The sequence below is a fragment of the Glaciimonas soli genome (assembly GCF_009497155.1).
Lineage (GTDB): Bacteria > Pseudomonadota > Gammaproteobacteria > Burkholderiales > Burkholderiaceae_D > Glaciimonas > Glaciimonas soli.
In genome coordinates this window covers 161,328-187,447 of sequence record NZ_WINI01000009.1, presented here as the reverse complement: position 1 = coordinate 187,447, position 26,120 = coordinate 161,328, and the positions used below count along the sequence as shown (strand labels likewise).

Sequence of the window (26,120 nt, the reverse complement as noted above, 5' to 3'; positions counted from 1 at the left end):
GCGAAGGGCTGAGTGTCGCATTTTTTGGTCAGAAAAGACGATGCATAAAAAGAAAGCGGTTAGGTTCGAAGACGGTGGCGACGCCTAACCTTGTCATAGATACCGACGCCACAAGATCGTGAGCAACAAATGCGACACTCAGTCCTTTGCGTTCGCTCTGTTTTTACTGTTTAGCGTTTAATGAACACTAAATCCCACACACCATGACCCAGTTTCAAGCCGCGATTTTCAAACTTCGTCACTGGCCGGTAATCCGGACGCGGTGCATACGCTTCCGCCGAATTTTGCAGGGTAGGTTCAGCATTTAACACTTCCAGCATTTGTTGCGCATACTCTTCCCAATCCGTAGCGCAATGCAGATAGCCGCCCGGCGCAATCCGCGATGCCAGCAAACTCACCAGCGGTCCCTGAATCAAACGACGTTTGTTATGCCGTGCTTTATGCCAGGGATCAGGGAAAAACACGTGCGCCCCAGCGAGGGAAGCGGGAGCAATCATATGCGTCAATACTTCCACCGCGTCATGCTGAATCACGCGTTGATTTTGTAAATTTTGTTCGCCTATCAGCTTCAATAAACTACCTACGCCCGGCGTATGCACTTCCACCCCGATGAAGTTTTTCTCCGGCATCCCGGCCGAAATCTTCGCGCTGGTTTCACCCATCCCAAAACCAATCTCGAAAATCGTCGGCGCGCTACGCCCAAACACTTGATCAACGTCCAGAATGTTTTTTTGATAAGGCACGCAAAAACGCGGTCCCAGCTCCTCAATCGCCCGAGCTTGTGCATCTGACAAGCGACCGGCACGCGTCACAAAGCTACGAATCCGACGTTCGGCAGGGTCATAAAAAAGAGGTTTTCTTGGGGTGTTCTCTGACATGCTGGAAATTTAATAAAAAGAATGGAAAAGCAGGAAAATAGCGGGCGTGGAGCGGGTAGAGGGGAGTGACACACCATCATTATACCGCCGCTGACCCTGGTGGTTGTGCGCCTCACCTGAGGCGCGGAAGGATTATGTCACAGGGAAGTGTCACAGGGAAGCGGGATGCCAATGGTAATAAAGTGTTATCGATATGAAATTACTAACGAGGAACGCATCGCCCCATGATGCGTGATTGGATTCGCCCACCGAGTTCGCAATTGTTAAACGCGCTTGATGCCTAAACCCCAACAATATGTTCTTGGAACCACTCGTCAAAATCCTGGAAGAGTGCGATATCTAAATCAAGCATTCGGGCGTTTTCACACGCACGTACGACCATCCAACAAGCGGTGTCTTCGAGATCGATGGTTATTTCGGGGGTGTCAGTCGCGTTTAAGTGTTTGAGTGCATTGCGAATTAAGTTCTCGTTTGCGAAAAAAGTTTTGCGCTCAAGGTCTTTGCCGTGAAGCAGTTTATGAACAATTGCCATTTGATCGAACTTCCAGTCGAGATTTGGTTGCTTTTTGCGTCGAACCAACTCTTTACCGAAAATTTCTTCGGCAGCACCAGCCAGTGTAATAGCAGATGGATAGCTCTGCTTTTCGAGAAAAAGCAATAAGGCGACTTCCAGTTGCTCCTGCGCCAGTTTGAGGCGGCTGTATATTTGCTTGCTCATATTAGTCCTATTCAGGCGTATAACGTCGTGCAATACGGTGGGCACGAGCACTAGCCGATGAGAGGAGACTGAACTCCTTGCCTCTACTTTAGCTTGTGAGTGTAGGTTTCTAATTGTTTCTTGCCGTGTAGCCAATTTTTCTCATAAAGAGAGCTTCAGTCACCTTGCATGTAAAAGGGCCAATTTATGTGATATCCAACCTTCCTGTAGAAGTTTGCTCTGGCAATCGCAACTCCCACGGGATTCAATTCAAGTGAAAATATTTGGCGATTTCTAAGTTCGAACAGAAAGTCAGACGATAGTTCTAGCCCTAATATTTTGGATCTGATCCCTTCTAAGTCCATGGAATTGGATTTCTGGAATTCAAAAAGATATTTCTTATTATCGTTTCCGTAGCCCTTTTGAGCAAAAAATCTATTGATCTCAATGGTTGATATGGCGTTTAAGGTAAATAGACCCGCATCACTAGGGTTGGGGGTCAGAAGCTCCTTATAAAGGTGATGCTCCGGGACTTTCTTGGAAAATTCATCTTCGCTAAAATAATTTTGAAATAGACCTGGGTATGTGTTGTTGAGTGCCAGCTCCAGTGGCTTTGTATGATTGTCTTTTGTAAGCTTTGCGCACCCTGTGAACTCAAGATGACTTATGTCGGGTGATCGAAAGTTTGTGATGACTCTGAACTTCACTAATGTTGACAAGAACTGCTTTAGCGCTGGAATGGAACTCGCAGCAAAGTAATTATCGCTTACGCATAAATTTACCGTCAACATATCGACCTGTTTGTCGGTGAGCTTCGATACGACCGTGATTGCCTCTTCGAAAGCAATTTGCCTAAGGGTTCTTTGTCGCTCGTTTGTTCGTTCAACAAGAAGACTTACTAGCAATTCTTCAGTCGATTTTTCTCCGGAGCGCGCACTTTCCCTTTGCGCGTTTAGAATTGAAAGCTGCATTCCTGGCGATTTTAATTCATCTGGAAGTGATGTATGGTTTTCTGATAGTTTTTCGATAAATGCTTCTGTCAATCTTTCCGCACGAGCGATGGCCACTTGTGCGGCCTCAATTGATAGCTTTTCTATGTTTTCTTTGTAAACATCGATTGCGATTTGCCGCGCTTCGCTTGCTGTTAGTCCCGATATGTATACATTTTGTGCCTGAACATTTGTGCTGCCATCCCCACCACTTTGCGTTTGGTTCTTGCTGCCAATCACTTCTTGCTCCCAATATTTATGTCTCCACCAGCCTGGATGTTGGTTGAATTTTTTCCCGACGTCTGGCTTTGAGTTGGAGAGGCTTTCTTCTTGCGCGCAAAGACGCCGACCAGCAAGCTTAGCGCCGATGCGCCGATGCCACTGAACACCCATTCTTTGTTAGCAACGATCCAGTCAAGAATATGTTTCATATTGAGAAGTTTTTTAAGTGGAAGATTCAATGCGAGTCTAACTTGCTATAAATTTCATGCCAATTAGCATGGAACCTGGGCGTACAAAATTTCATATACGAGTCTGTAAAACCGCATTTTGCCAATGTTTTGACAAAAACCTGTGTTAACGACTGGCCGAATTTAGTGGATGGCTGACGTAACTATACTTGGTTTCTGTTATTATATTTGTACCGACACGTATTAGGTGAGAGCCGAAATCCAGTGAGAGTCCAAAACATCGGAAAGGTCTAGCGATCAGCGGGGAGAACAGCTAGATGCCGTGGCGCAACTGCGCAGTGAAACGGAATCCCTCGCGCTCTTTCTAAAAGCTCCCTTCGGGGAGCTTTTTCATTTCACCTTCGTTCGCCGCACTTTCCGCTATCGGATTCTCGATGGAGATGATCAAGACAATCACAAGTGTGCTGAATGACGCTGGGTGTTTGTTCAGGCGATTTTTCATTCGCGCAGCCAATACAATGGGTTTTTTAGTTTTGAGCGGCGGCATCGGATCACATGCGGACAATACAGAGTGTCTGCTAAACTAACAATTCTCAAGGCCCCCTAATACGAAAATTTATGGACGAACCCGCAGTCTATTTAAACAAAATGGCCGAAGCGCTTGAGCGCTTAAGTGCAACGGAAAATTACCTTAGCAAGCTCAAAGACGGCGGTCACCCTATCGAGCTAGAGTCAGCCGCTTTGCAACTACGCAAGTCTATGGAAGCAATAGCGTTCGCGGCAATTGCACCAAACAAGGAGCAGTACGCCGCTATAAGAAAAAACGCTGAGAAATCGACTGACTATAGAAGCGACTGGCAAGCGGATACCATTTTTCTCACACTCCGCAAGGTCAACCCCGATTTTTATCCCGACCCGCTTATACAGAGAGTCCAAATTGAGCCAGGCCACTGGCACTACGAGAAACTACTTGATGGCTACATGACAAGAAAAAACTTTGAGACCATGTATAAGCGACTTGGAAAATTCTTACACGCAGACAATCCGTGGGGGAGTGATAAAGGATGGGCGTCGCTTGCAAAAGACCTTCCAGATGCCATAAAGAAGATTAGAGCACTTCTGTCAATACATCGGACGATAATTCGCGTTGTAGAATTCAATGGGGTATGGATTGTGGAAGCGCCGAGTGACGGCACGCCTCCAAGAATGATTCGGGCAACCGCGCAAGGAGAATTTATTGCTACCCGAACCTAACAAGTTGTCGAGCTTTATGATGGCATCGGGCGAGAATGGCCAATGGCAATGAAACTAGCTTTAGCTAAATTAGATGATGCTATTAATTGGCGCATCCTGTGAAGAGGGTGGTGTTAATAGTTTGAGGTATTAAGCTAGACGTAAGATAGCGCCGAGTTCACGTGTGCCAGACCATAGTGCTTATTTTTACAGAGCATTGCAGGCTACGCTTCATGCTTGCGATCGACCGTAGTTAAATTGGAGAGAATTTCTTAACTATGAGAACTCTAGATGTTGATGAGTGTGCAGAATTTCTGAAGGTCGAGCGCTCGACCGTCCTGAAGTTAGCTGGCGAGGGAAAGCTGCCAGGCGCCAAGATTGGCCGCGCCTGGGTCTTTCTGGAGGACGACTTGGTGGAATATGTGCGAACACAAGTCAGGGCGCAGATGCGGGAGCGCCAAGCGAAAGCGGAAATCAGTGATATGTTGGAGAGGTCGGCGGCGGTTACGCCACCAATGATCACGGTCACGCCCCTGCGTCGCCGTGGACGCCGGGCGAGTCCCACTATTGACTTCTCCCGCTACGAGAACCTGCCAGAGCTTGGCGGTTAGATTCTGCAATAGCGTTACCTCAACCTCGCGATAGTCCGCTGCAATTGAATTAGTGACCACTCACCACTCCTCGGGGTGCGTATTCCAAGCAGGTTTAATTCATCGACCATTTGGCGTTGTGTCAACTCGCGCAACTCAAAACCTTCTATCTGACCGCGCAATTTTTCAGCGAAAGAATCAGCGTCAGCACGGCGGATTTCGATATGCGGTTTCAGGTTGGCAGGGCCAGCGGCACCAAGAACCACGCCGCGCTTTTTAGCCATAGCCAAAGCGTCTTTAGTGCGTTCGCTGATTCGCTTCGCTTCATGCTCCGCAAATGCCGCCATCAAGTGAATGGTCAGGTCGTTTGCGTCTGGCATGTCGCACGCCACAAATTTGACTGCGTTCTTGCCGTTTCCTCTTGATGCCTCCATCAAACCAGTGATGAAATGGACATTGCGAGCAAGTCTATCGAGCTTAGCAATCAGCAGCTTTGCGCCAGACTTACGGCAGGCGTCCAGCGCTGCTCGAAGTTGTGGACGTCTCGTCAGTGCATCGGCACCTTTGCCGGTCTCAGTCTCTACGAACTCATCTACTAACTCCCATGCGCCACCATTCAAGTAACGCGCCACGGCTTCTTGTTGTGCTTCCAGGCCCAAACCGGATGCGCCTTGCTTTTGTGTGCTGACGCGGTAGTACGCAATAAATGTCACATTAGTCATCATTATTCCTCTTTGACTACATCACAAGATGTTCGTTTAATTTGTAGTCATTATCATCTGTCAGTACACGTGCGTCAAATACATAATGACAAATGACGTTAATTATGTTATTGTCTTACTATCAAATTACAGCCGAAGGATCGAACGATGACTACCTTTCTCGACACAAAAGCTGCCGCCGATTTTCTGCATGAACAAGTGCCAGGCGAAACCGAAAAATACTGGCTGGCTCGGCTTAACAACATGCGGCGAACCGACCGGCCCCAAACCTTCAATCTTCAATTTGCGAAAATCGAAGGGAAATCGGGACTCTACGATCAAAAGGACGTTGCCGCGTATTCGGAGTTTGAAAAGTTGCGTCGCATCGGGAGAACGAAATTATCTGGCCGCGCAGCACAGGCAATGCAGGCGTTCGGTATTGGCGAACCTGGCGGCGGCAGTTTTGGGCGCAAATGGGTAGGCGCTCGCGCCCATGTTGTGCCATCCCCTGACGGTGGCCCCGTGTTTGTACAATTTTTCATCCATGAGCCGATGCTGGCGTTCGCAATGTCGGCGGGGCAAGCAATCACGCTCGGCAAAGAATTGGTCGAGATGGGCCGCGCTGCGCAGCGGTTTAACGGCGATGCGCCACCCCTGCCAGCCCCTGAATTCGAAGTCGTCACGGACAACGACAACATGCGGGTATCGCGCAAGGTGACGCGTGATGCGTAAGATTCAATTATGCGGGCACCTCGGTAAAAAATTTGGACGCTTTTTCGAGCTTGATGTCAGTTCGCCAGCTGAAGCTATAAGAGCGCTGCGTGCAAACTTCCCCGACTTTGAAGCTTACATGCTTGCTCATAGCGAGCCTGGTTATCGCGTTTTTGTTGGTAAAGAAAGTGTGGATGAGGCGGGTTTGAATTTAATTAGCTCGAAGTCCACTATCAAGATCGTACCAGTCGTGAGAGGGGCGGGACGAGGCGGCATTGGTCAAATCCTTATTGGTACGCTAATTGTCGTCGCGGCCTTTTATACAGGGGGCGCTTCGATGGCCGCGTTTAGCGGTTTTAGCGGCATGGCGATGAGTTTTGGTGCGAGCTTACTCATTGGCGGTGTAGCGCAAATGCTAACCAAGTCACCCTCTGTCGGACAGCTAAATTCCGTCAATAACCGACCGTCATACGCCTTCAACGGGCCAGTCAATACGGTCGCGCAGGGTAACCCTGTGCCGATTTTGTACGGGCGCCTAATCGTTGGCTCCCAGGTGATCTCGGCTGGCATGTCTATTGATCAGACTCTTGTGAGCGACACTGTGACGACGGCGCCTAAATCACCGATCAACCTACTTCATTGGAGTGCATAACAAATGAAAACAAAAGTCTACCCTCCGGCGGAAGTCGCGCACATTCTCAGACAACTTCTGGGGCCGATTCGTGCGTGGGGTAACGCGTTGCAGGACATGCGTCGCGGCAAGACCGACATTTGCGGGTGTGTCTTACTTCCGGCTTGCAGAATCCGTGACGCGCGTGCCTGGCGTCCATACTACGCCGCATCCGATATCGCCGCGTTCGTTAAGACCGTACGCTGTGCAAATCCTGAAGCCCTCCCAAGCGTAATTCCGCACTTTGATGTGGTCGAAATCGATCCAGCAGACTGCCGCGGGTGGTCGAAGCGAAAACTCAAGGTGATACCGACGACACCAGTTGCCGCTATCTGAGACTGATGCACAAAGATAAGTCATTGATGAGCTACACATCTACCCCAACGATCCAGCGCACGTTCAAAGTCTCGGCTTGCGTGGACTGGATTGAGCTGACCGTCAACACAAGGCAGTTGACACAGTTCCGACACTTGCAACGGGCATTACGTCTCATTTTGGACTTGCCGGAATCAGCTAGAGAGATTCGCGTCGAGCCGATAAATGCTGGCGCTGGAAATGCAGCCGACCGTTTTACAATCCGGTTGCATGACGAGCCTGCAAATAGCTACCACGAGCTATCCCGCATTATGGCGGCGCTCGATCACAAGTTTCCCTTTGCATCGGAGCCTGAAATCAGCGGCATCGAAATTGCACTCGATTTTTACAAGCGCACTCAAAGTACAGCGGGTTTGCGGGAGATGACGCATCGTCTAATGACAAGCATCGCAGCTCACGGCGAGGGCCGTGGCAAAGCCCGTCAGTACGACCCAACCATCAACCCAACCGGCAAAAAAAAGAGCTTGGCAATGCGTTATCTTGAAGACGGCCATCGCATCGATCCAGGCTTGATGCTGTATATCGGAGATGGAGGTGATCCGAAACTCGGGATTAAAAGAGATCCGGTCACGCATCAGGTTTATTTCAAGACTGTTGATCGAAATCGGGAGGCGATCGCGTCCGATGATTTCAGAGCACGTGCAGAGTTCACTCTGACCGGCGCAGCGCTCAAGAAACATAACCTGAGCTATCTATCGGGTCTTGACGGTTACCGCTTTCAGCGCCTAGCAGGCTTGTTGCACTTTCGCGTATTGAAGTCGCTTGAGGCTATTACACGTGGCAAGAACATATTTTTCAAGGCCACGGTTGAACATTATTGGGATCGGACAAGTGGTAGTGTGACCGCATTTCCAGTCGGCTGGTTGAAGTATGAACGCTACACGGATGGAAAGCCACGACACGGCGGACACTCAAAGGTGGTAAAACATCATCGGCACAGCGTCGCGGATGAAGAGCTAAACGCCCTGGTCAGAAAGAAGTTTGCTGAACTGTCAAAAGTGTTCTCGACATAAAATTAGGACGGATTTTGCGCTGGGTGTCTAATATTCATGCGGGTTTGCAGGTGACTTCCTAATAACTACTATACACAGTACACAGTACACAACGTAACAACGAAGGCTGTAATCTAAGGTGTAACCGTGGATCGCAACCGAAACCAGTTAATGAATTTTGAATGGTAGCGTTGATCGAGAGCGAACGTTTGAATTCATAAAACTGCACTGATTTCGTGCAGGTCAGTGGAAAGATAGATTAGTCCTTAAATCGCTTAACAGTTGCATGTTGTGGTGGTGACGTTGCATATAGGCTCAAGAGTTGTTTTGCCAACTCAGCTTACTTGATGCCTTCCGTGATTCGTTATTCGACTACCAGAAAGTCTGGTATCGCAACGGTCATGAGCGTACTCGCATCATTTTGAAATCCCGGCAGATCGGTGCAACCTGGTATTTCGCCCGCGAGGCGTTGGCCGATGCGCTGGCGACTGGCCGCAATCAAATTTTTCTGTCGGCCTCCAAAGCACAAGCGCATGTGTTTAAACAATACATCGTGCAATTCGCCAAGGAAGCCGCTGGCGTGGAATTGTCGGGCGATCCGATCGTGTTACCGAACGGCGCGCATCTGTACTTTCTGGGCACCAGTGCCAGAACCGCGCAGGGCTATCACGGCAATTTTTACTTTGATGAATTTTTCTGGACCCACAATTTTACCGAGTTGAACAAAGTCGCGTCCGGGATGGCGATCCAGAAGAAGTGGCGTAAAACCTATTTTTCGACACCGTCGTCCGTCAATCATCAGGCGTACTCGTTCTGGACTGGTAAAGAGTTTAGTGACCGCCTACAGAAGGCCAATAAGGCCAAGATCGATATCTCGCACTTGCGGCTATCAAGTGGATTTACTGGGGAAGACAAGATCTGGCGCCAGATCGTCACGATTCTCGATGCCGAGGCCGGTGGCTGCAATCTGTTCGACTTGGATCAACTGCGCGACTACGAATACAGCCCCGATCAGTTCGACAATCTGTTGATGTGTAATTTTATCGATGACACCAAGTCGATATTTCCGCAAGCCGAATTGCAGCGCTGCATGGTCGATGCCTGGGACGCCTGGGAGGACGTCAAACCGTTTGCGATGCGCCCGTTTGGTTATCGTCCGGTCTGGATCGGGTATGACCCATCACTCTCAGGCGATAGTGCCGGTTGCGTGGTGTTAGCGCCTCCGCTGGTTGCCGGCGGCAAGTTCCGGGTGTTAGAGCGCCATCAATGGCGCGGCATGGATTTTGCCGCGCAAGCCGAAGCCATTCGGCAAATGACCTTGCGCTATAACGTCGAGTATATCGGCATCGACACCACCGGCATGGGGATAGGTGTATTTCCCATCGTCAAACAGTTCTTCCCAGGAGCGACCGGCATCAACTATTCGCCGGAAGTTAAAACCCGCATGGTCTTAAAAGCCAAGGACGTCATCAGCAAAGGCCGGCTCGAATTCGACGCCGGCGCCACCGACCTATCCGCAGCCTTCATGGCGATACGTAAAACCATCACTGCCAGCGGACGGCAAGTCACGTTTGACGCTGGTCGCACTGTAGAGACCGGTCATGCCGACCTGGCCTGGGCTTGTATGCACGCACTCGATCACGAACCGATAGAAGGCATGTCTGATGCCACCACCTCATTTATGGAGATATTTACCGCATGAAAAAGCAACGACGACACAATATCAACCCACAAGCACGACAGTACGCGACTGCGCCGCCGGCGTCCAATGTGCCAGCGACGCAGGCCGCGCCAGCGATGGAAGCATTTTCGTTCGGTGACCCGACACCGGTGCTAGACCATGCCGACATTATGGAAAATTTAGAATGCTGGCTCAATGGCCGTTGGTATGAGCCGCCTATCAGTTGGCAGGGCTTAGCGAAATCGTTTAACGCCAGTGTTCACCACAGCAGTGCGATTCATTTCAAGGTCAATATTCTGTCGTCCACCTTTGTACCGAATAAGGTGCTGTCGCTGGCGACATTTAAGCGTCTCGCGCTGGACTTTATGACCTTCGGGAATGCCTATCTGGAAAAGCGCGCCAGTCGCACAGGTCAGACACTCCAGTTAAAGCATTCGCTGGCCAAATACATGCGACGCGGTAAGGATCTCGATACCTATTATTTTGTCTCTGGTTGGCAGCAAGAACATGCGTTTGCCAAGGGGGCGGTATTCCACTTGATGGACCCGGATGTGAATCAGGAGGTGTACGGCTTGCCGCAATACCTGTCGGCGTTGCAGTCGGCCTGGCTCAATGAATCGGCCACGCTATTTCGGCGCAAGTATTACAAGAACGGCTCGCACGCAGGTTTCATTCTCTACATGACCGACGCGGCCCAGAACATCAAGGACGTGGACAACCTGCGCACGGCACTAAAGGACAGCAAAGGACCAGGCAATTTCCGTAACGTCTTCATGTACGCACCAGGGGGCAAGAAAGACGGCATCCAGATTCTGCCGGTGTCGGAAGTGGCGGCCAAGGACGAATTTTTTAATATCAAAGGTGTGACCCGCGACGACTTGCTGGCCGCGCATCGGGTGCCGCCGCAGTTGATGGGAATCATGCCAAGTAATGCCGGCGGCTTCGGTGCGGTCGAACCGGCGGCACGGGTGTTTGCCCGTAACGAGTTAGTGCCACTGCAATCACAATTTTTAATGATCAACGAATGGATAGGAGAAGAGGTCGTGAAGTTTGAACAATACACGTTAGAGCATGTGGAAGGGAAAGCAGCATGAGTGATGTAGCCGACCGCGCCGAGTGGCGCATTGCCAAAGACATCGAATTAGCGATGGCGCATGCACGTAAGACGCCGCAGTTAGAAGCAGACGGGCATTGCCATTACTGTGACGACGATGTCGCTCATAGGAAGCTGTTCTGCAATATCGATTGCCGCGATGACTACCAGAGGGAGCAGGAGGCGAAGAGGCGGGCAGGGTGCTGATGCGACGTTTTGCTGTGGATGACAGTAACACGTGCAGTGACGTGATGTAACCTTTGTTCACATTCCAAGCCTATCGTAGATCACTTCGTTAGCTCTATAATCAAAATGTCTATCTTCGTAGACCTCTCGTCTCTATGACGGCTTGGTTCAGCCCGCCCCGAAAGGTCAGCGGGCTTTTTTTTGTGTGGCTCATTCCCACCTGTTGTCGTAGGTGATGGCCGCACTTGCATCGATTTAAGTCGCTTCATCAGCGGCTTTTTTTACGTCCCGACATATTGTCTTGCTATGAAAAAGCCATCGGCTAGGACCCGTACTGCGGAGTCCCCCCTCGCCTGTGCTGAAGGTTAAATGCACTGCTTTTAACGCAGTGCGCTAAAACGCCAGACCTTTAAGCCACGCGGGGTGTGCGGGGAAATAGGTTGCGTCAGCGTGACGCAAAATGACGCACTTTGCGTCGTATTTCAGCGCTGAGTATTAAAGGGCCGTCGCATGCGTTAATGCGGAACGATGCATGGTGCGTCCGTTACTTCCTGAATTGCCGTCAAGACAGCGGACAACTATCGTTCCATCTTCATTGGTCTGACCAAATGGGCTATCCCGCCCATCGTTGATCACGTTGAACAGGCCAATACTGCCGCGTTAGCTAGTCGCGCGCGCTCAGGCTCACACTCCGTTGGCAAGGCAACTTCGCATTGCGTTAAAACAATCGCCTAGCTTCATGTGCCAATGGACAGTGCTTAATGTGAATTGTTGTTAAATAATGCCTTAAAGAAACTTAATCGCACCTTATGCATAAATTTTAATGCATGATCAAAAAATAAATACAACATTCAGGAGCTTTCACGATGTTAACTGCCGCACGCACACTGACCGCAATCAGCCCAGCTATCCCAACCATCCTTAATCAACCCAGTTTGATCGCGGTAGCGATAAAAGGTAAGGAAGCCTTAAACAACCTTTACTCTTACGAGGTGATGTTAAAGACGCCGGATAGTCTGGCGCAGATCGGTGCGCCAGCGGCGGATATCGATCTGCGGGAACTCATCGGTCAAGTGATGACGGTGGAAATTGCGTTGGAGGGCAATGGCACGTTCGTCGCCGGCATGGTTGGTAACAGCGGCATGGGTAACGTTGGCGCAGGCAAGCGCGAAATTTCCGGCATCATTACCGCCGCCAAAGTAGCGCGTCAGGTCGGGCGTTATGTATATTATGCCATCACGCTGGAACCGTGGCTCAAGCTAGCGACCTTAGGTAGCGACTGCCGCATTTTTCAGGATAAGACGCCGCTGCAACTCATCGACGAAGTGCTGTCTAGGTATAATTTCCCCGTCGATAAGCGCCTGTTCGATCCTTACGATCAGGTACTCGATTACACCACCCAATACAACGAATCGGATTTCGCTTTTTTTAGTCGAATCTGTGAGCGTTTTGGGATTAACTATTTCTTTGAGCATAAAGACGGCATCCATACGCTGATCCTGACCGATGCTAATCAAGCACATCAGCCCAATCCTGAGGCCTATGTGACCGTACCTTTCCGCAACGACGGGTCAAAAATCGATCAGGAGTACATCAGCCAGCTGACGCCAACACGTATGCTTACGGCGGGCGTATTTTCTGCACGCGACTATGATTACACCCGTCCCCGTGCGACCTGGGATGTGAGCAATACCGATCCCAAGCTGGCCGGTCAGGCCGAAGTGTATACCTACCACCAGACCAACTATGTGCAGGCCAAAGCAGGCGCACAACAAAGCCAGAATGAACCACTGAGAGACGGCAGTTATCTGGCGCGTCTCAATCGTGAACGTCTGGCCAATGACGCACAGCGCTCACAGGGCAGTGGTGTATTGCGGGGCATGGTTGCCGGTTGTACCTACCGACAGACTGAACATCCGACCACTGCGGCCAATATCGACTATCTGATTATTGCCACCGATCTGACCATCGAAGACGTCGGGCAAGAAACCCAGCGTGCCGATGCCCCGCATCAACAATTTACCATCCATTGTGACTTCGAAGTGGTGCCGCTGAAGGGCAACACCTACCGCCCGGATCGCGTCACGCCGAGTCCAGTGATGCGCACTAGCGTTGCGCGTGTGGTTGGCCCGGACAATCAGCCGGTCTGGACTGATGCGCTCGGTCGCATCAAAATTCAATTTATCTGGGATAGGCGCGATCTCAATACGGAAAACAGCAGTTGCTGGATACGCGCCGATCAACTCTGGTCAGGTAACCAGCTCGGCATGACGTTTATTGCCCGCATCGGCAGCGAAGTCATCGTCGATTTCATCGGCGGCAATCCGGATCTCCCGATCATTATCGGCGCCGTCAACAACCAAAATAATCTGCCGCCATGGAATTTGCCCAGCCAGCAAGCGTTATCCGGCATACGCTCCCGCGAGTTTAGCGACAATGGCGGCAACAGCGCCAATGGCCGCAGCAACCATTTAATCCTCGACGACACGCAAGACAAAATCCAGGCGCAATTTAAAAGCGACCATCAGCACAGTCAAATCAGTCTGGGACATATTGCGAGAATTGAAGACAACGCCGGACGCAAGGATGAACGCGGCGAAGGGCTAGAAGCCCGCACCGATGGCGCAGCCGTAATACGTGCTGCTGAAGGCATGTTATTGAGTACCGATGCGCGCCCGAAAGCGGCTGGTAGCATGTTGAGCCGCGATGAACTGATCCGCGAATTGGAAGAGGCCATCCGCATCGCCAAAGGTCTCGGCCAATCCGCTGCCACGCACGAAGGTTCACCGCGTGACACCGAACCACAACAAGCACTCACCAACGCCGTCGAAGCCCTCGGTCACGGCAAAGGCGATGAAGCCAATCTGAAAAATGGCACTGCATCCCAACAACCCATCATAGCGATGAGTTCTCCCGCCGGTATCGCCAGCGCCACACCAAAAGATCAAACGCATTACGCCGGTCAACATATCGACACTGTTGCCGGTGGTAATCAGCAGCATTATGCGATGGGTGATATTTCGCATACGGCAAGAAACAACATCGAAGGTTTTGCGGTCGATGGCGATATCCGGCAGATTGCCAACAAAGGCAAAGTCATCCATCAGGCGCAACATAATACGATGGAATACACCGCAGATAAAACGCTGTCAATGACATCAGTAAATGATGGTGCCACCATCAACGGCAAGAAGTACATCTTGTTGCAAGTGGGCGAAAGTTATATCCGCATGACGCCGGATATGATAGTGATTAATGGGAGGATTTTGAAAATGCAGAGTGATCATCCGACGATTACCGATTCGCAGGGAAGCAGTGTGAATGTACAAGGTTTTACCGCAGCTGGCGTATTCGACGAAACGTTCAGTGTGCGCAGTGTCAGTGGCGAGCCGATGGCAAACATGCCCTATGTGTTGCAACATAAAGATGATGGGCACAATGGTGAAACAGAGCATTTCGGTAGAAGCCCATCGGTGACGACACCAGAGGAGCAGTCACTGAAATTTGGAGTTCATTACGAAGAGCTGGAAGCGTATCGAGACGATGAACAAAACAACAAAGGAACATCCGCATGAGTAGCCAAGTCATTAGCAGAACCAGAACTTCCGTCACCGCCATGACTAATGCTACACCTGGTACTTGTGTGAGTTTGCAGTGTGACTGCGGCATGCACTGGTCAAGTGCTACCGAATTTTCTTATACGCGACTGAGCGACAAAAACCGGGAAACCGGAAAATATCGGCTATTAAAAGATTACAGTCCGCGCGCCCGTCGCATTGCTGCAACCTATGCGCGATTTTATCTGGAGATGGAAAAATTCAGTGATCCAAAGAAAAAGGGGCGTTTTTATTGGATGGCTCTAGGTGCTCTAGCTAGTAAAACAGTGGCTTGTGCACTGGAATCGTGGCAGATGGGAATGGCACCGGAGTCAGTGATCAATAGTTTTGGGAAAGGTAATTTTTGGTTATTTATGGACATAGCCGCCACCCACTGGTATTGGGCAAACGACCCAAAGAGTTTTAAAGAGTGCGCACCAGCACGCCCGAAAATGAACGAGTATGTGGATGAGGTAAAAAGAAGCCTACCGCACTTGCAATGGTATGACGAAGCGATGGGGAAACTCCATCATCTGAAAGTGACGCAAGAGATGTTTGATGCGTTTGACATGATTGGAGAGTTCGAAAGGGCGGAGAAAAAGAAAAAGCCAGATAGGCAATTTGATCACCTGATGCTGGTCGCCCAACATGAGCAGCACAATATCCTGCAACCACTAATCTACGACAATAATCCTGATTTAGCGTCAGCACTTAAAAAGCAGCGGTACGGACGAGCAGTGAGCCACCAGCCTGATCCTATGCAAGATGGGACAATGCCATACGATGATAGTGCAATGGGAGCTTCTGCCACGATCAATTTGGCGAAAGCCGTGGTGCCAGAACTGGAACTGGTGTTTACCAGTACTTGTACTGTTGATGATCCTCATTTGAAGTCGGTGGCACCACTGGATACGGTGGTGAATGATTTTAAAAGTCGGATGAAGTGGATTGGGGATGTAGCCAAACAATTCCATAGACTAATGCAAACACAAACTGCCTTCATGGAGGATGAATTAAGCACGATAGCTGCCTGGTATCAGGATACGGGAATGGAAGCACTCAAAAATCGGATGGCACAAAAATGATCAGGATGCTATTCAAGCACATTATTGCCGTCATCGTCATCGCCAGTCTGGTAGTGCTATCGTTTTTTATATGGTCGGCTAAGTCCGTTTCATCGGTAGGGCAATCACCGATGACCGCTACAACAAAATCAAATGAAAGTGATAATTTTATGAACCCTAAAGAAGTGACCATCCGTGTCGGTCAGCAAGGAAAAGAGTGGGTAGACATGTATCCGAACGCGGTACATGTCAATGATAAAAATGCGAATGGTGAAATCGTATTTTATAAGGTTGATTGGCCTGACCAAGGGCCTTTTGGAACCGTAAGTATTGATCATGGAGCTAACAGTTTTACCGTGCCGTATGTGATGGGGGTGATGGGTTCTGCATTACCATCTGATCATCCTGATGAAGGAATTGATGAATTTGATCTCAGTGTTTCTTTAACTCCCAGCCCGACTGAATCTCACCCAGAAGCCTTACACCAATTTTATGCCTTACTCAAAACTATCCAAAATGCGGGATGGAAAAGAGAGATAGGCGTTGAGCAACCACGTATCAGTGGGCGTGATGCACTAGTTTATTCTCAGGCATCCGGGAATAGTGGTTATTCAATTGATGCTAGTTATGTGCCGACACTAGATGAATGGATGAAAATAAAAGATATAGGTAGTCATTGGAATTTTTATGCCAATGATGTGTATTTGGATGTTAATTTTATGCGTGACTCAGACAAAATGAATCCCAATTTACCAGGTGCGTATCTGGTGTCACTCAATTTTAAAAGCGCCAATGTTGTAGAACGTACTTACTTTGATGAAAAAGACCGCCCGCGCTATAAAGAACTGTACCCCGCCGAGCGCAAGCGACTGGCAAAAAAGCGCGGGGAAGCTGAGCGAAAAATCGCCTCCCAATACCATATTGATGAAACGTATATTGATCCTGATGGTGAGACGTTAGCACCGGGATGGATTAGGCAGGGCGAGATAAATTAAGTAATCGTGACGCCAGTCTTTCGATTACCCATATCTTTCTGATGCGAGATTGAAACCAACCTGCATATCTACCAAGTGACGCATATCTGTCCGATCGACAACGATGCGTACATCGTGCAAGGTGTACTGGATGAGAAATTTACCGAAACCTGGCCCCCCTCTGCATCCAGAAGGGGGGCCGCGGGTGCACAACAATTAGAAAGCGTCAATAACTGAAATAGCATATCAGCGCCCAGTAGCAATACGCCACCGTGCAAAATTTTGGATCATCGACACAAACAATAAACGTGGGCGAAATTTGGGCGAAAATGGAGACCTTTCCAGACCACACCAGACCGAGTAGCTTTTGCAACATCTAGCATTTACGCGGTCTGGCGAGGTTTGGAGTAGTGTGTAATGGTGGAGGCGGCGGGAATCGAACCCGCGTCCTCACCTACGGTTGAGGCTAGCGAGCAAGCCTCCAATTTAGCAGCGGAAAACTATAACTTCCCAAGCTCATCTAGTTTTCTCTACCTCTTCTCAGAGAGGGCGTCCATTCCATTTGGTTCAATATTAGTTGCACCAAGGAAAACATCATATTCGGATTGCCGCTAAATTTATTTTTTTGGCATACGGGAAAATACTTTCTCATGCACCAAAGGATAGTCAGGATGCTGTTTAAACGCTGCACATTCTGGAGCGTTGAGTGAATAAGGCAAGCCGCCAAATCCGGTTTCGGCAGCAGCTTTCACTTTTATCATTGCCTCGTCAAGCATTCCCATTGCAGTTAAAGCCGCCAGATGTATCCCATGGATACTGCTATGCTTTTCAATGACTTCCAGCGCTCCTGCATGATCACCGCAACGTGCAAGTATGTAAGCAACACCCCTGGAAGTGAGGGTGTGCGCATAGCGGTTCTTTTCCACGAAATGACGTGCGGCGTGGGCGAGTTCCGGTTGCGGGTCCACCCAGGCTAAGGTAAAGAGCAGGATCACATAAGTCCAGGGACTGTTCGGATGCGCTGCATATGCGCTTCGTGCTTGCGCCAATACTTCGGCCGGATCCATGTTTGCGCAAGCGCAGGCGCGTACCAGCATGGTGGCGATGTTCGCGGAGAACGGATTGAGTTGAGCCGCGAAACGGAAAGCGTTAACTGCCTCTGATCCGGCATTAGTGTAGATCAGATGATAACCATAACGATAATAGGCGACGTCATCGTCCGGAGACATTTGCAAGGCCTGTTCGTGCGCGACTCTGGCCTCATCGAAATGCCACTTGCAATCAAGAAGGTAGCCTGTCACTGATTGCAGGCCTTGCAAATAGGGTTCGGCATCTTGAACTGATCTTAATTCGCCAAGAGCATCGTCGATTTGTGAACGCTGTATATTCCCATCGAAAAATGCCCGCTCGGCTATGTATTGTGCGAACAACAGTTTGGCCATCATATAGTTGGGGGCCTTGGAGATGACATTTTTGAGTATAGCTTCAGCTTGGGAAAAGGCATCCGGCGAACGACGTTCAAGTAATTGCCGAGCGTGAATGCAAGCCTCGACTAGTGCAGCATGCGGCTTTGCCACATCGGATTTCTGGGGGGAATGAACCATCGCCGGCACAGCGGACAATCGCCGCACTTTATCCGCTAAAATCGCCAAACGATAGCCTTGTCCATAAAAGGCATCAATCGCCACCACGCCAAGATTGGAGAGAGTTCGACGTAGTTGCGTAATACAGCGCGCCAGACTTTCATCTGACATGCGCCCAGCCCAGACATTTTTTGAAAAATCTTCTTTTGAAACGACTTTCGGCCAAGCATTTAGCAACAGACGGAAGGCCCCGCGTTCCTTGGGAGGCAAAAAAAGAAGTGAGTCTTTGTAAGAAACAAAACCATCCCGGTCTATAGTGAATCCGGCTGATACCGGATCTATATCGGCAAGTGCACCTGATGAGTTATGCATTTCAGTGGTCCAAAATATTCCATGCAATCTTTGCAATCATCGACAACAAATTTACATTATTTATATTCTATCGGCTATTCAATGCCGATTGTTACGTTGCCCTACGGAATTTGCATAATATCCATCAAGAGAGTTTCTTTGTGCGTGGTTAAAATAGTAGGTTTTATGGAGTAATTGACAATAAAGCAGGAATGACAGGGCGGGGGTGTAGCCCGTAGATCATAGCCTGGACTTGGCACCTCCCGAAACTGCGCCAATAGGGCGATATGCTACTTCAATCGGATTGGTATATAACGTACAAATCCTGTCCCTGCAACCACTGCAGGAAATCCAAAAGACCTACGGAAATGTTGGTCTTTTTATTTGCGTCGAGCTATCGTTTAGCTTCGGATTTTTCTACCGAAAAACTGCTCCGCAAAAATATTTAGAGTCGCATATTTATTGGGATGCAAGGCAGTAAAAATAGAGTATTTGCGGAGCGGAAATAGGCTGTAATACCGCGCCAGATATAGGAAACTAGATAAGCTTGGGAAGCTTTCATTCTGCCACTGAACTACACCCGCGATACCCGCATTTTACGCGGGTTTGAGCGGGGTTTGCAAATTTGAAAGGTGGTTGAGGGGATAGGGAATGTGATGGCTGATTTATCCGAAGTGTGATCGCATCGGATCACCGTCCGGTAAAAACCTGCATAAGACATCCCTCGATTCCGGATTGCGATCATCGCAATTCACGCAATTTTTGACTGTGATTCCCCTGCGAGAAATGCTGAAACCATCTGACCGCCGATATGGGGAATATCGGGTAACTTTCCGATCAGATGGTTTGCAGGCATCAAGTGTGTCTGGTATTGGTCAGATCTACGGCTTTGCGACTGGCATCGTTCGGTGCAAGGTGAGCATAGCGCGGTGTCATTTTGGGATCAGAATGCCCAAGCAGTACTGAAACCTCAAACAGACTGATGCCATTCTTGACCAGCTTGCTGGCATATGAGTGACGAAGTGTATGCATCGTAACCTTGCGCATTTTTTTGATGACATCAGGGGCATTGAGTGCGGCTCTATCTATCGCCTTTTGGATTGCCTGTGTCACATAGCCGCGTTCTTGCCCCGCGTTGTTCTCGAACACGTAACGCCCTTCTGGTCTATGTTCAGACTTGCGTCGTTGCATTACCTGTTTTCGATTTGAGATGCATTTCAAGCTGGCGCGCACCAATTTCATATGTAATTTTTTTGCAGCCACAACCGGTGATTTGTTAAAGATATCTACCAATTTCGGATGTCGATAAGGCCGTCACGTAGTATATTTTTTTGGAAAAAAGTATGTGCAGGCAATCAAATCAATGCTCCGATCTGTCACCTTTTATCCTCGCCAAAAATTACGAAAATCGCGCGAAATAAATTTACCTTAAAACCAGTTAGTTGGTTTATTATTACCGCGCAGCACTATTTGCATTTTGATCAAATGTGAATTTTTTTGCGATGCGTTAGCATTTGAAAAGTGCATTTATAAGTTGATGTTGTTGTCGCAGCCCATCACTGGGCTACCTATATCGTGAAAGCAAACTGCACTAAATAAGTCGGTACATTTGTAAGCTTCGAACAAGAATTTCTGATGCAAAAATATCCTGGATCGGCAGCCAACAGCCGGTTCATTTATGAAATGTCATTCTGAATCCGTTTGCAGGGAAAACAAATGCTCAGTTGCGACAATACATCAGGATTGGTGTCATCAGGCGACACTCTTCCGACGCGTGAACCCGCATTCATTTGCACGAGCTATCTGGCCCCAAAAGAATTGCTGCGATACGTAGTCATGATGCAGGTCGCCAGAAAACAAACGATATTTGACTGGACTTCGTCCGATCAGAAGGTTGCTACCGTAGCCCTTCTGGAGCCAATGACTTTTCATGATCGGAAGATACTTCCTGCCGGTTGTATCTGTATATGGATTTCTCGACCCGACACCTGCCCAGAGTGCGAAGAAGACCTGACTTTGCCGGACAATTTCCGGGTGGGGGAATTGGTCAACGTACTAGATCAGGCCGCCTTGCGATTACTTGAGCTTAAGGCCGTAAAAACCGACTCTGCCAGCGCCCATCAAATAGCAAATAAAAACTACCGCATCTCGAGGTGGATTAATTTACAGCAAAGTTTCTTCTCTATTCGTTTCCAAAAAATACTGGTAGTCATGACCAAAAAAGCTATCGGTTTTGACTGGCTTCTTTCTGATGGTGGTTTAAGCGAGCAAGAGGCATTTTCGTTTCTCGATGAGTTAAGAAAATATGGTGTCCTTGTCGAACAAATCGTGAAGGTCGATGATGGAAATGCGTCTTCTAAAGAAATTGTTGTTGAGCCACACGTGATCGGCGTGAACTCGCTTGTAAAGAAAATGAAACAATGGTTGAGCCGGGCTCGATCAGATGAATTGGAGAGATCACGATAATGAGTGGGCTTCGTATTGTATTGCTGGGACCGATGGGGATCGGGAAAACTACAGCTATCCGGTCCTTGTGCGGAAATGTGATGGTTGATTGCGATGTCCCCAATATGGATCCTTCGTCTTCCGCAAAGGCAAGCACCACGGTTGGTGCCGACTTCGGTGTGGTAGACCTGGGTAATGGTGAGCAGCTGCATATTTACGGTAGCCCCGGGCAGGATCGCTTCGATTTCATGCGCAACTGGCTGATATCCATCGCTATCGGGGTCATCGTGATGGTTGACGCAAACGAGCCAGATGCCGTCGACATGGCCGAACAATATGTTAGAACCGTCCTTTCTTTTTCCGAGGCGATGCCTTGCATGTTGCTACTGGCGCGGCCGGTCAGTGCCGAAATATCTAATCGATTTTCATCATTATTAGCGGACAAGCTAGGTGTCGCAGTACCTGTAATTACCGCAGATGTACGCGAAAAATTACAAATGCTTGATGCGTTGGATATATTTTCGCCGTTAATGCTCACTACCTAAAATTATTAAAAAATGAAAACCAATTTATCGTCGGCATCAATCGCAGCGAATCAAGTATTTGATCAAATAGAACTTCCGCTAAACGGCATAACCACAGCTGTCATAACGACTTTAGATGGCCAAGACGTCGCTATCTATGATCCGAAACGGCAATTCAGCGCAGTTCGTCTCTCGGCGATGACAAGTTCGCTCATCGCGATTGCGCGATCCGTTGGCAAGGAGGTCGGTTTCCATGGCTGTGATCGCCTGATGCTTGAAACGCCAACAGGAAGAATCATTTTCCGATCTCTAGACAAGAAATATCCCTATCTACTTTGCGTCGTTGCCAACCAAGATGCCAATCTCGGGCGCACGGCATGGATGGTGGACAAAATTGCCAAAAATTTTGAACACCAATTAGATATCAGTCACTAAATATCAGCCCCTAATACTGCTCCAGGCATCTCCGACGTTGGTTGGCCGGCGGTGATGTTTTCTATTAAACGCCACTAATTATTAAGCGAGGAAAGTATGAGTAATATTGATGTCGTCGTTGAAAATTTGTTGAGTATCGATGGTGGATTGGCTGCGGCTATTGTAGACAGCAGCAGCGGAATGATTTTGGGTTCCGGTGGAACAGGTGTGGACTTGGAACTGGCCGCTGCCGGCAACACTGAGGTAGTTCGCGCCAAGATGAAAACCATGAAAAGTCTCGGGCTCAAGGACAATATCGAAGATATTTTAATTACTCTTGGCAAGCAGTACCATATCCTGCGCCCGATAGAAAAAAATGAAGGTCTTTTTATCTATATGGTTCTGGATAAGACCAAATCCAATCTTGCTCTGGCACGCCGCAGAGTGCTGGAGTGCGAGCAATCGTTAGCGCTGTAAGCAGACCGGGCACTCGTTGATGTGATGAGTGACTCGTGCATAATTTGCTTAGCTTTATAGCTTGATGTATTCCAATAGATCGCTTGTCACCATCCTTGGTGAGAAAAACCAAGGATGGATCTGACTTGTCGACCGTTTTTTCTACTGATGGGCAAGGTGGAGTTTTTGTGAATGAAGAGTGGGGAAAATTCAAAGCAGCGATTCCCCGGCTAAAATACCGATGCCATCTTCACTGGTACTGAGCGATTAGATAAGACACGTAGTTCCAGACCTTCTCGAACGGAGGTGCGATGCGAAACATGCTCAGTCCTATCGTTGGCTAATATAAAAGTGCCGACTGTCGCTGCGACTAACGGCCAAGCTTGAATACCGTCAATGCCTGTACCAGCTTCATTGTCTGATCCTGCAAGCTACCCGCAGCCGCCGCTGCCTGTTCCACCAGCGCAGCATTTTTGTGGGTCACTTCATCCATCTGCGCCACTGCAACATTAACCTGCGCAATGCCAGAATTTTGTTCCCGCGAAGCGGTCGCGATATCGCCCATGATGTTGCTCACTCTTTGCACTGAATGAATGATTTCGCGCATAGTGACGCCGGCGTGCTCGGCCAATACAGTACCTGCTTCGACTTTTTCTACCGAGACGTCAATCAGATGCTTGATTTCCTTCGCTGCTGTCGCGCTACGCTGGGCCAGGTTCCTGACTTCGGCGGCTACCACGGCAAATCCGCGTCCTTGCTCACCAGCGCGCGCTGCCTCAACAGCTGCATTTAGCGCCAGGATGTTGGTCTGGAAAGCTATGCTTTCAATGATGCTGATGATACTGACTATCTCTTTTGATGAACTGCGGATATCGCCCATCGTGGTCACCACTTGCGACACGATGTCACCGCCTTTGCCTGCGACTTGTGAAGCACCATCGGCCATTTCATTGGCTTGTGTGGCGTTGTTGCTGTTTTGCGCTACCGTGGATGCCAGTTGTTCCATGCTGGAAGCGGTTTCTTCCAGCGCTGTGGCCTGTGATTCCGTACGTCTGGACAGATCAGCGTTGCCGACTGCGATTTCTTCGGTGGCGATGCCGATTTGTTCGAAATTGCTGCGTACATCACCGACTATCGAATTCAGGTTAACCCGGAGTTGTCGCAACGATCGCAGCAATTGGCCGATATCATCTTTGCGAACCGTGTTTATATCGCACGTCAAATCGCCTCCCGCCATTACCTGGCTGACTCTGACAGCTTGTTTCAACGGCACTATGACGGCACTGTAAAGCGAATACCAAAAATAGGAGGCGCTGACAATGGCAATCGCCGCCAACGCCGTTAGCCAGCCGCGTGCCGTTTGCTGCATGGACTCCGGCCAGAGAAAATTATTCGTCGCGAAAACGACCAGCACGCAGATCAGGAAGCCCAGGTTCCATGCTACGCGCTTACCAAGCGAGATATTTCTGAGCGAGACTAGCCTGGCCAATATACCGCTCTTGTTAGCAGTACCCTGGTCAATGACGATCTTGTCGCGATTGCCGTCCTTCATCTTTTTATATAGCGCTGCGGCTTTCTCCACCTGTTTGCGGCCAGGCTTGGTGCGTACCGACATGTAGCCGACTGGGCGGCCGTTTTCTATTACCGGCGTGACATTGGCTTGTACCCAATAAAAATCGCCATTCTTGCAGCGGTTCTTGACGATACCGGTCCATGACTGACCATTCTTGATGGTCCGCCACATGTCGGCAAACGCTTCCGCCGGCATATCTGGATGACGCAGAATATTTTGCGGTGCGCCTAGTAATTCCTGTTCAGTAAATCCGCTTACGTGGATGAAGTACGGATTGGCGTAAGTGATGTTTCCCTGTGTGTCGGTTGTCGATACGATGGTTTGCGTATCATTGAGTTCATACTCGACATTGCTGACAGGCATATTAAGACGCATGATTTTCTTTCACCATAAATGGGGCATTCGACAGGTCCGTGAAAAGCGTCAGTTACGAACAACGAATGAAAGCAGTTGCTTTTCACAGCATGGGAAAATCTTGTGTCGTGTTTTTGATAAAGACTTCCTTTTATGCGTAACGACAGAAGTCATGAAATCTTTAGCGCGTCGGGTATTTTCCGCTGGCAGGCAGCATGCAGGCCGCTATTTCTGAGTTAATTAGCAATGATTGCTATGCGTCATGTATTGCCATGAAGCATGTCCGAAGTCGACAAGGTTTTGTCGTAAATGCCAAGGCTATTAATTCTATTATCTAGTTATCTGTTAGCGAAACCGCTGAACGATGTGACGCACTTTTTTCAAATATTTTTTGCTGACCGCCTGAAACTGCGCCAAAGAAAGAGGAGTTGTTATACAACAAACAAGCTAGCTACGGTTTTGATCAAGATGTTGTGGCTTAGGTCATTTGTATCTTTGCCGCGATCGGTATGGCGTTACTTGGACAAGTAAATATCCGAGTATGGAATCGAATTCTGCCAGTACTGAAGGGGAAAACATCCTATAACGATGCGCTTATCACCTAGCCTTTCTTTTAGGGGATGTTTATGTTTTCCATCCAAGAAGCGATCTTGCTGTGTATTTATTCGATCATATTGTTGCTCGTGGCGTATCAGCTTTTCCGTTTCCGTCTGGTGCTGATGGGATTGCCGGCCCCCGCCAGAAGAGCGATAAGTGCCTTGCCTCTTCTCGCCGTGCTGATGCCAGCCAACGGTGCATTTGAATTCGCCAGCGCGATACATCCGGCTCTATCAATTTTTTATGCGCTGCAACTGGCCAGCTTCATTGTTTTGGCATTTATCATTTTCAATCTGATCTGGCTGATTAGATTCATGTCAAAACCGCAAAAAAAATTGGTCGTGCTGGCTGTAGGCGCGCATCCGGATGATATCGAACTTGGCTGCGGAGCTGCATTGCTTCGCTACAAGGTAGAGGGCCATGAAACTCACGGCATTATATTTTCTGCTGGCGAAGTCGGTGTTATCAATCCCTTGGGAATAAAGGACAATCCGCGTAAAAAGGAGGCGGAGAAAGGCGGCCGGGTGATGAAACTCGACAGCCTGACGGTTCATGCGTTTCCCGATACCAAGCTCGGTAGTCGGCAAGACGATATCAAACATGTCATTGAAGAGGTCACGCGGCAACTGCACCCAGATGTCGTTTTTACACATAATCGCCATGATTTCCATTGCGATCATCACGCGGTATTCCTGGCAACAATGGAGGCAGCTCGCGGAGTGCCGACCATACTTTGCTATGAAAACCCAAATACTCCACCAGACTTTCAGCCCAATTGCTACATCGATGTTTCGCTATATCTGGAATACAAAATCAAAGCATTGAAATGTCATGTCAGTCAAACGGCGTACCGATCCTATCTGGAAGAGGACGTGATACACAGTCTGGCAAGAGTGCGTGGAGGGCAAGCGCGCATCCATGCTGCCGAGGCGTTCGAAGCCGTAAGATTTACTGTGTAACGACTTGAGCGGTTCAGGGAGACA

25 protein-coding genes are annotated in these 26,120 nt (G+C 49.1%); 17 read left to right on the top strand and 8 right to left on the bottom strand.

Annotation, left to right across the window (positions count from 1 at the left end):
- Positions 1 to 170 precede the first annotated feature (170 nt).
- From trmB to GEV47_RS17590, 4 genes are all read right to left on the bottom strand, one after another.
- Complete coding sequence (gene trmB, locus GEV47_RS17605; RefSeq protein ID WP_153236098.1) at positions 171 to 878, bottom strand: tRNA (guanosine(46)-N7)-methyltransferase TrmB; 708 nt, start codon at positions 876 to 878, stop codon at positions 171 to 173.
- A 280-nt stretch (positions 879 to 1,158) separates the two neighbouring features.
- Positions 1,159 to 1,596 (bottom strand): hypothetical protein, encoded by a 438-nt coding sequence (locus tag GEV47_RS17600; protein WP_153236097.1) that lies wholly within the window; start codon positions 1,594 to 1,596, stop codon positions 1,159 to 1,161.
- 155 nt (positions 1,597 to 1,751) lie between these two features.
- Entirely contained in the window at positions 1,752 to 2,957 is a 1,206-nt protein-coding gene (locus tag GEV47_RS17595; protein WP_153236096.1) for an LPO_1073/Vpar_1526 family protein, read from the bottom strand.
- 381 nt (positions 2,958 to 3,338) lie between these two features.
- Complete coding sequence (locus tag GEV47_RS17590; protein WP_153236095.1) at positions 3,339 to 3,521, bottom strand: hypothetical protein; 183 nt, start codon at positions 3,519 to 3,521, stop codon at positions 3,339 to 3,341.
- Positions 3,522 to 3,592: 71 nt separating this feature from the next.
- Between GEV47_RS17590 and GEV47_RS17585 the strand changes: the two genes are divergently transcribed.
- Together GEV47_RS17585 and GEV47_RS17580 are read left to right on the top strand one after the other, a co-directional pair.
- Positions 3,593 to 4,228, top strand: coding sequence for a hypothetical protein (locus GEV47_RS17585; RefSeq protein WP_153236094.1), 636 nt, complete (start codon positions 3,593 to 3,595; stop codon positions 4,226 to 4,228).
- A 257-nt stretch (positions 4,229 to 4,485) separates the two neighbouring features.
- Positions 4,486 to 4,818, top strand: a complete 333-nt coding sequence (locus GEV47_RS17580; protein WP_153236093.1) for a helix-turn-helix domain-containing protein — start codon at positions 4,486 to 4,488, stop codon at positions 4,816 to 4,818.
- A 14-nt stretch (positions 4,819 to 4,832) separates the two neighbouring features.
- On the opposite strand, the gene GEV47_RS17575 is transcribed toward GEV47_RS17580, so the two are convergent.
- Complete coding sequence (locus GEV47_RS17575) at positions 4,833 to 5,522, bottom strand: recombinase family protein (RefSeq protein ID WP_228124784.1); 690 nt, start codon at positions 5,520 to 5,522, stop codon at positions 4,833 to 4,835.
- A 144-nt stretch (positions 5,523 to 5,666) separates the two neighbouring features.
- Between GEV47_RS17575 and GEV47_RS17570 the strand changes: the two genes are divergently transcribed.
- The 10 genes from GEV47_RS17570 to GEV47_RS17525 all read left to right on the top strand — a co-directional run bounded on the left by GEV47_RS17570 (position 5,667) and on the right by GEV47_RS17525 (position 16,861).
- Complete coding sequence (locus tag GEV47_RS17570; RefSeq protein WP_153236092.1) at positions 5,667 to 6,230, top strand: hypothetical protein; 564 nt, start codon at positions 5,667 to 5,669, stop codon at positions 6,228 to 6,230.
- Positions 6,223 to 6,861, top strand: coding sequence for a tail assembly protein (locus GEV47_RS17565; RefSeq protein WP_153236091.1), 639 nt, complete (start codon positions 6,223 to 6,225; stop codon positions 6,859 to 6,861). The genes GEV47_RS17570 and GEV47_RS17565 overlap by 8 nt, the downstream gene beginning before the upstream one ends.
- A 3-nt stretch (positions 6,862 to 6,864) precedes the next feature.
- The gene (locus tag GEV47_RS17560; protein ID WP_153236090.1) at positions 6,865 to 7,215 is read left to right on the top strand and encodes a hypothetical protein; all 351 of its coding nucleotides are present in this window, start codon (positions 6,865 to 6,867) and stop codon (positions 7,213 to 7,215) included.
- Positions 7,216 to 7,241: 26 nt separating this feature from the next.
- Positions 7,242 to 8,267: a hypothetical protein gene (locus tag GEV47_RS17555; protein ID WP_153236089.1), complete on the top strand. Its 1,026-nt coding sequence runs from the start codon at positions 7,242 to 7,244 to the stop codon at positions 8,265 to 8,267.
- A 301-nt stretch (positions 8,268 to 8,568) separates the two neighbouring features.
- Complete coding sequence (locus tag GEV47_RS17550; RefSeq protein WP_228124783.1) at positions 8,569 to 9,948, top strand: terminase large subunit domain-containing protein; 1,380 nt, start codon at positions 8,569 to 8,571, stop codon at positions 9,946 to 9,948.
- The gene (locus tag GEV47_RS17545) at positions 9,945 to 11,021 is read left to right on the top strand and encodes a phage portal protein (RefSeq protein ID WP_153236088.1); all 1,077 of its coding nucleotides are present in this window, start codon (positions 9,945 to 9,947) and stop codon (positions 11,019 to 11,021) included. Before GEV47_RS17550 ends, GEV47_RS17545 begins: the two co-directional genes overlap by 4 nt.
- Positions 11,018 to 11,227 carry a hypothetical protein gene (locus tag GEV47_RS17540; RefSeq protein ID WP_153236087.1) on the top strand — a complete coding sequence of 70 codons (210 nt, stop codon included), beginning with the start codon at positions 11,018 to 11,020 and terminating at the stop codon, positions 11,225 to 11,227. Before GEV47_RS17545 ends, GEV47_RS17540 begins: the two co-directional genes overlap by 4 nt.
- 845 nt (positions 11,228 to 12,072) lie before the next feature.
- Positions 12,073 to 14,781 (top strand): type VI secretion system Vgr family protein, encoded by a 2,709-nt coding sequence (locus tag GEV47_RS17535; RefSeq protein WP_153236086.1) that lies wholly within the window; start codon positions 12,073 to 12,075, stop codon positions 14,779 to 14,781.
- Positions 14,778 to 15,887: a DUF2515 family protein gene (locus tag GEV47_RS17530; protein ID WP_228124782.1), complete on the top strand. Its 1,110-nt coding sequence runs from the start codon at positions 14,778 to 14,780 to the stop codon at positions 15,885 to 15,887. Before GEV47_RS17535 ends, GEV47_RS17530 begins: the two co-directional genes overlap by 4 nt.
- A gap of 110 nt (positions 15,888 to 15,997) precedes the next feature.
- Complete coding sequence (locus tag GEV47_RS17525; RefSeq protein ID WP_153236085.1) at positions 15,998 to 16,861, top strand: hypothetical protein; 864 nt, start codon at positions 15,998 to 16,000, stop codon at positions 16,859 to 16,861.
- Positions 16,862 to 17,457: 596 nt separating this feature from the next.
- Here GEV47_RS17525 and GEV47_RS17520 read toward each other — a convergent pair.
- A complete protein-coding gene (locus tag GEV47_RS17520) occupies positions 17,458 to 18,795 on the bottom strand; it encodes a winged helix-turn-helix domain-containing protein (protein ID WP_153236084.1) in 1,338 nt (445 codons plus the stop codon).
- Positions 18,796 to 19,629: 834 nt separating this feature from the next.
- Complete coding sequence (locus tag GEV47_RS17515) at positions 19,630 to 20,016, bottom strand: tyrosine-type recombinase/integrase (RefSeq protein ID WP_153236083.1); 387 nt, start codon at positions 20,014 to 20,016, stop codon at positions 19,630 to 19,632.
- Between the two features lie 474 nt (positions 20,017 to 20,490).
- Between GEV47_RS17515 and GEV47_RS17510 the strand changes: the two genes are divergently transcribed.
- The 4 genes from GEV47_RS17510 to GEV47_RS17495 all read left to right on the top strand — a co-directional run bounded on the left by GEV47_RS17510 (position 20,491) and on the right by GEV47_RS17495 (position 22,634).
- A complete protein-coding gene (locus tag GEV47_RS17510; RefSeq protein WP_153236082.1) occupies positions 20,491 to 21,240 on the top strand; it encodes a hypothetical protein in 750 nt (249 codons plus the stop codon).
- The gene (locus GEV47_RS17505; protein WP_153236081.1) at positions 21,240 to 21,764 is read left to right on the top strand and encodes a GTP-binding protein; all 525 of its coding nucleotides are present in this window, start codon (positions 21,240 to 21,242) and stop codon (positions 21,762 to 21,764) included. The genes GEV47_RS17510 and GEV47_RS17505 overlap by 1 nt, the downstream gene beginning before the upstream one ends.
- Positions 21,765 to 21,776: 12 nt before the next feature.
- On the top strand, positions 21,777 to 22,178 hold the full coding sequence (locus GEV47_RS17500; RefSeq protein ID WP_153236080.1) for a roadblock/LC7 domain-containing protein: 402 nt from the start codon (positions 21,777 to 21,779) through the stop codon (positions 22,176 to 22,178).
- Between the two features lie 96 nt (positions 22,179 to 22,274).
- Entirely contained in the window at positions 22,275 to 22,634 is a 360-nt protein-coding gene (locus tag GEV47_RS17495) for a hypothetical protein (protein ID WP_153236079.1), read from the top strand.
- Between the two features lie 349 nt (positions 22,635 to 22,983).
- Here the strand turns inward: GEV47_RS17495 and GEV47_RS17490 are convergent, their stop codons facing one another.
- Entirely contained in the window at positions 22,984 to 24,561 is a 1,578-nt protein-coding gene (locus GEV47_RS17490) for a methyl-accepting chemotaxis protein (RefSeq protein ID WP_153236078.1), read from the bottom strand.
- A gap of 605 nt (positions 24,562 to 25,166) precedes the next feature.
- Between GEV47_RS17490 and GEV47_RS17485 the strand changes: the two genes are divergently transcribed.
- Positions 25,167 to 26,096, top strand: coding sequence for a PIG-L deacetylase family protein (locus GEV47_RS17485; protein ID WP_194270704.1), 930 nt, complete (start codon positions 25,167 to 25,169; stop codon positions 26,094 to 26,096).
- Positions 26,097 to 26,120: the final 24 nt, after the last annotated feature.